The following is a 5011-nucleotide window of genomic DNA, read 5'->3' as shown; positions in this document are numbered from 1 at the left end:
CAGCCACCATCGACCTCAACGGCGTCATCGCCACCTACCCGCCAGCCCTAAACACCGAGGTCAACGCAATCCTCAACGCACTGAACGCCGAGAATTCAAGGCACTAAGCCAAATGACCCAACTCGGGTCTGGCTCGGGTCCCGCCACGGACCGCCGGCGGGCACCGGTCCGGCGATCACCTTCGCCGCGGTCACGGTGTGGGTTGTGCTGTTGGTCGGAGGCTGGTTCCTGATCTTCTCTGCGTCGCCGGGAGCTGTCGTGGATAGTGAAGGCACGCCTGCTGACTCGTGGGCGCGGTGGTACTTCACCGCGTTCACGGTTTCAACGCTCGGAATCGGCGACTATCGGCCCTCGGGCGCCGTATTTCAAGTGCTCACCGGTGTCGCGGCGATAACGGCGTTTGGGTTAGCCACATTGGTTATCACCTATGTCGCCTCACTGAACTCGGCGGTGGCGTCGAAACGACGATTCGCCCGCCAGGTATTGGGGCTAGGAAGCAGTCCGGTGAACATCCTGCATGCCAGTTGGACTGGCCGGGACTTCGGGCCATTGGAGAATGAACTGCAATCGTTGACTGGCAGCGTCCACGGATTGGCTGAGGAGCAGTTGACTTACCCTCTCCTGCACTACTTCTCGACCCCCCAACGCAATGCGGCGTTCTGGCCGGCGTTAGCCACGCTCAATGAGGTGGTATTACTTCTCGACAACTACGTTGACCACGAGTATCGGCCGGCCCCGCTTGCACTTCATCCGCTGCAAAGGGCGATCGACGGATATCTTGACGTGCTGCCGCGCCCTCAAGTGGGCCATGCCAGCAGGCATCTGCCACAGCCTGCGCTCCTCGAATTGCGGGAGGCTGGAATCGAAGTGGTTTCCGCTGTCACGCTGTCGGAAGAGGACCTCCGGCGCCGGAACACTATTCACGCTGCGCTCGAACGGCAGGGTTGGACGTGGGAAGTGGCGATCGAGCATCGTCATGCATGCCGGCGACGACGAACAACCTATCGTCTAACTCACAGCTGGTGCCATGCTTCACTCCTTATGGTTGTCAGCCGTGGAGAGCAGCCGCAGTGCTTGGTCGGCCACTTCGACATCGGCGACGAGGTCGTAGGACTTGGGGACCAGGCGGGAAACGGATTGAAAGTCGCGCCGACCGCGTTGGAGGGCGTGCACGAGCAGCCCCATCAAAGCGCCGACGACCGCTCCGAAGATCACGCCATAGAGGGCCAGTAACAGGGCGGTGGTCAGTGGGTCGATCCAGCTGAAGATTCCGAACACCCAGCCGATGAGTGCCCCGACCACGGCACCGGACGCCGCACCCCGTAACGCGGCCCCTCCGTAATTGAGCCGGCCGAGAACTTGTTCGACATATTCCAGATCGCGGCCCACGATGGCGACCCGGTTGACCGGAAACTGCTGATCGGAGAGATAGTCGACGGCGCGCTCGGCGTCTGCGTAGTTGTCGAAGGTGGCGATAACCTGGCGGGCGGGCTGATTGGGACGTACCGCTGATCTGCTGACTGTCGCATGTGCCATTACTGTCTCCTCACGCGTCCACGGCCTGTTGCTGCCCCGACCCGGCTTGAATGGCCTGCTGGCCATGATCGGCGGTAGCGACCTGAACCTTGCGAGGCTTACTCTGCTCTGACACCGGGATGGTCAACGTCAGCACCCCGAGGTCGCAAACTGCGCTGAGCTTGCCCGGATCGAGATTGTCACCGAGAAACAACTGCCTACGGAACTCGCCCTGCGGCCGCTCGTCAATGATCAACTCGTCGCCCTCCTGCCTCAGCGGGCGGCGCCGCGCGGTGACCTCAATGACGTTGCGTTCCACGGTGACATCGATATCGCTGCCCTGCAGACCGGGTACATCAAGGGCCACAATGACCTGGTCGCCGCGCCGAAACGCCTCCATCGGAAGAGTGCGCGCATTGCGCGCGCCGGCCATGGCCTGGTCGGCCAGCCGGTCGAGTTCGCGAAACGGATCGAATCGCATCAAAGCCATGACTTCTCCTAAGAATCCAAGGGTGGCTCGGCTGTACCGGAAGCGCCGACGACCGACAGCCTGCAACGCGCTGGCCGTCAATAACCTCCGAACAACCAGTCTTGCAATCCGATTTCGGCCCGCGCATGCGCCCAACGAGCCTGAAATATCGTTCAGGATTGATCCTGTCAGCACGAGTGGACGCAGCCGATGTGCCGATTACCAGCTCCGCCCGGGAAGGGCCCGCCGCCCGTCCCGTCACGCCATGCCTGCGGGGATTGACCTCGCTATGCCCCTGTCGCCGTGGTGATTCAGGCGCTACCGGCGCCACGTCTGAGCCGAAGCCGTCGATGTGCTCGCAGGGCAGCTTGCGGCCGGCGCCTCCGGAAGAATCAAGTCAAACGCAACACGCCGACTTGTGATTCGGCAGTGATATCTCGGCTCATGCAGCCGTGACCCCGATTGCGCTAGTCAGCAGAGACCGGCACACTGACGGATATTTCGCCGGTGTGTGCGAACCGGAACGTGAACTCGTAAATGAGCCCATTGCTGATCGGCTTGGTCAGTAACACAGTTGCGGTGGCAGTGTTGGCGGGTTTGACCGCTGCCAGCGCGTCGGCATGCACCATGCGGTCCGGGCTGTCGACGATCAGTACGCCACTGGCCGGTACCGTGGTCTTTCCGACCACAGTGACGGCACCGATGTCAGTGCTGACCGCCGCGAGGGTGTCCGCGGTATCAGGTGATTGGTTGGTGGCCACCAGCGCCAGGTGGACGGTCTTGCCCGGCTGCACCGCATAGCTGGTTTGCTGGGCACGTATCCGGATGTAGCGCAACGCGATGTCACCGGAGTCAGCCGTGGAGCCATTGACATCCGGCGCCATCGAAGCGGTTTGCGACTGTTGCCCGGCGCCGCAGCCGCCCAGCGCAGAAGCGGCAATCAGCACGCCCACTGCCATCGCAGCTCGGGACCGTGGTATCGACGGGTTCACGATGTTGTCCGATCGGTTGAGACGGCCGGCTAGACCTGTGGCTATCCAGGTCACAGCTCAATTTTCCTTTGGCCGAGACGATCAGGGCGTCGTCTGAGCGGTCCAAGAGACCGCACCAGGAGTTGATCCGTCAGGCCGAAGAGGTCGTCGCCAGGTCCTGGGACACTGTCCAATCCGTGGCCGCTGTCAGCGTGGATCCCCATCTGACACAACGGGCAACCAAAACCGACATGAAATCGGCGGTATCCGAGGGCTCTATTCCCAGGACAGGAGGCGCGGTCATGGTATCGAAAGCCTTGTTGGTGCTACTCGAAGCCCACCCGGGCAAGGGAGATGCGGTCGAAGACCTCTTGGCGTGGGTGCGGTTGCTCGTCGAAAAGGAACCTCGCACCAAACCGTGGTTGGCGGTGCGGTTCGACGCGTCGACATTCGGGATATTCGATGCCTTCCCCGACGACGAGGCGCGGCGAGCCCATTTGACGGGACCGGTCGGCCAGGAACTCAAACAGAAAGCTGACCTGTTCGCCTCACCGCCCCAGATCATCCACCTCGACGTGATCGCCGACAAGCTGTGACCCTGGCGGCGGCCGCGGCGCTTGCCTGTCCTCGCAGTGCCGCGATGGCTGGCACCGTCAGCGTCCGTCTCGCGGAGGCTAAGTGGGCGTCACGAATTCGACCTGCTGCGACGAAGACGGGCGCACGGCGCCGTAGCAGCCTGGTTGCCGGACGCCGCGTAATCGTCTCCCTCGTCGGTCAAAAACATGGCCATCGACCGCTCAAGATCGCAACGACTCTGTATGCAAATGAGGAGAAGCAATGAAAGCTGTTGTGTACGAAGGGTGACCCGTCCCGGCGAGTCCGGAGACTGCATTCGTTGATTCATCCCGCCTTCGGTGGGATGCGTCTGTGATCGTAGTGGAGCTTCTCGACGGCCTCGGGGGTGAAGTCGTCGAGGTACTCGTGCGGGCGTTCGGTGTTGAACCACATCACCCACTCGGCGGTCGCCAACTCGACCTGGTTGACGTCACGCCAGGGGCCTTGGCGCCGGATGACCTCGTTCTTGAAGGACCCGACGGTGGTCTCGGCCAAGGCGTTGTCCAGCGCGTCGCCGACCGAGCCGACCGAGGGATCGACGCCTTCGTCGATGAGCCGCTGGGTGAAGGCCACCGAGGTGTACTGGCTGCCCGCGTCGCTGTGGGCGATCAGCCCGTGCAGGCTGGTGGTTCCGTCCTGTGCGCGGGTGAAGAAGGCGTGCTCGACGGCGTCGAGGACCAGGTCGGTGGTCATCGTCCGGGCGGCCCGCCACCCGAGGATCCGACGGCTGTAGGCGTCGATGACGAACGCGACGTAGACGAACCCCATCCAGGTCGAGACGTAGGTGAAGTCGGCTACCCACAACCGATTCGGTGCAGCCGCGTAGAACCGGCGGTCGACGAGGTCGGGGTATCGGACGTGGGTGTCGTCGGCGACGGTCGTACGGTGCTTAGATCCGTAACGCGCACCCTCCCAACCGTTTTCACGCATCACCCGCTCCACGGTGCAGCGCGCCGCATCGTGACCTCGACCACGCAACCAGATCCAGAGTTTGCGCGATCCCAACGTCTGCACGAACTTCCCGGTCTTGCGGTCTTCCCTTGCCGCGGTGATGATCTCGACCAACTCGGCGTCGCGGACCTGGCGCCGTGTCGGTGTCTTGGCGATCCACTCGTCGAACGTCGACGGGCTGATCGGCATGCCGTGCTCGGAGAGCACGGCGCACATGGGCTCGACACCCCAGCGCAGTCCGGCCCCGCCGTCGGGGCCGGCCACCTGCTGGTCCTTGTGTTCGGCGATGAACCGAATCACCGTCTCCCGGGCCGGTCGAGCTCGGCCCCGAAGAAAATCGCCGCTGCCTTCAAGATCTCATTGGTTATCTACGGCCCCTTGAGGGCTTGTCTTTGATGTAGGCGACACACCCTCTGTGGGTCAGTGCATTTCGTCATGGAATGGTTATCTTTAGTGTTCATGACGCCCGTGTCTGGGTATCTGGTTCAGC

The 5011-nt window shown here is 62.8% G+C and carries 4 protein-coding genes and 1 pseudogene; 1 reads left to right on the top strand and 4 read right to left on the bottom strand.

The annotated features are described in order from the left end of the window. Positions 1-1032: 1032 nt before the first annotated feature. The 3 genes from ACXMYJ_RS28495 to ACXMYJ_RS28485 form a co-directional block, all read right to left on the bottom strand. Positions 1033-1536, bottom strand: a complete 504-nt coding sequence (locus ACXMYJ_RS28495) for a YflT domain-containing protein (RefSeq protein ID WP_443189595.1) — start codon at positions 1534-1536, stop codon at positions 1033-1035. 10 nt (positions 1537-1546) lie between these two features. Then, positions 1547-1996: an Hsp20/alpha crystallin family protein gene (locus ACXMYJ_RS28490; RefSeq protein WP_443189594.1), complete on the bottom strand. Its 450-nt coding sequence runs from the start codon at positions 1994-1996 to the stop codon at positions 1547-1549. A gap of 455 nt (positions 1997-2451) precedes the next feature. Then, positions 2452-2943, bottom strand: a complete 492-nt coding sequence (locus ACXMYJ_RS28485) for a hypothetical protein (protein ID WP_443189593.1) — start codon at positions 2941-2943, stop codon at positions 2452-2454. A gap of 314 nt (positions 2944-3257) precedes the next feature. Between ACXMYJ_RS28485 and ACXMYJ_RS28480 the strand changes: the two genes are divergently transcribed. Beyond that, positions 3258-3551, top strand: a complete 294-nt coding sequence (locus ACXMYJ_RS28480) for a putative quinol monooxygenase (RefSeq protein WP_443189592.1) — start codon at positions 3258-3260, stop codon at positions 3549-3551. A gap of 304 nt (positions 3552-3855) precedes the next feature. Here the strand turns inward: ACXMYJ_RS28480 and ACXMYJ_RS28475 are convergent. Further along, positions 3856-4883 (bottom strand): annotated as a pseudogene (locus ACXMYJ_RS28475) (IS3 family transposase); the annotation flags it as partial. Between the last annotated feature and the right edge of the window lie 128 nt (positions 4884-5011).

The organism is Mycobacterium sp. ZZG (assembly GCF_054786995.1).
The sequence above is the reverse complement of the archived record's forward strand: the minus strand, read 5'-3'. Positions and strand labels throughout refer to the sequence as shown.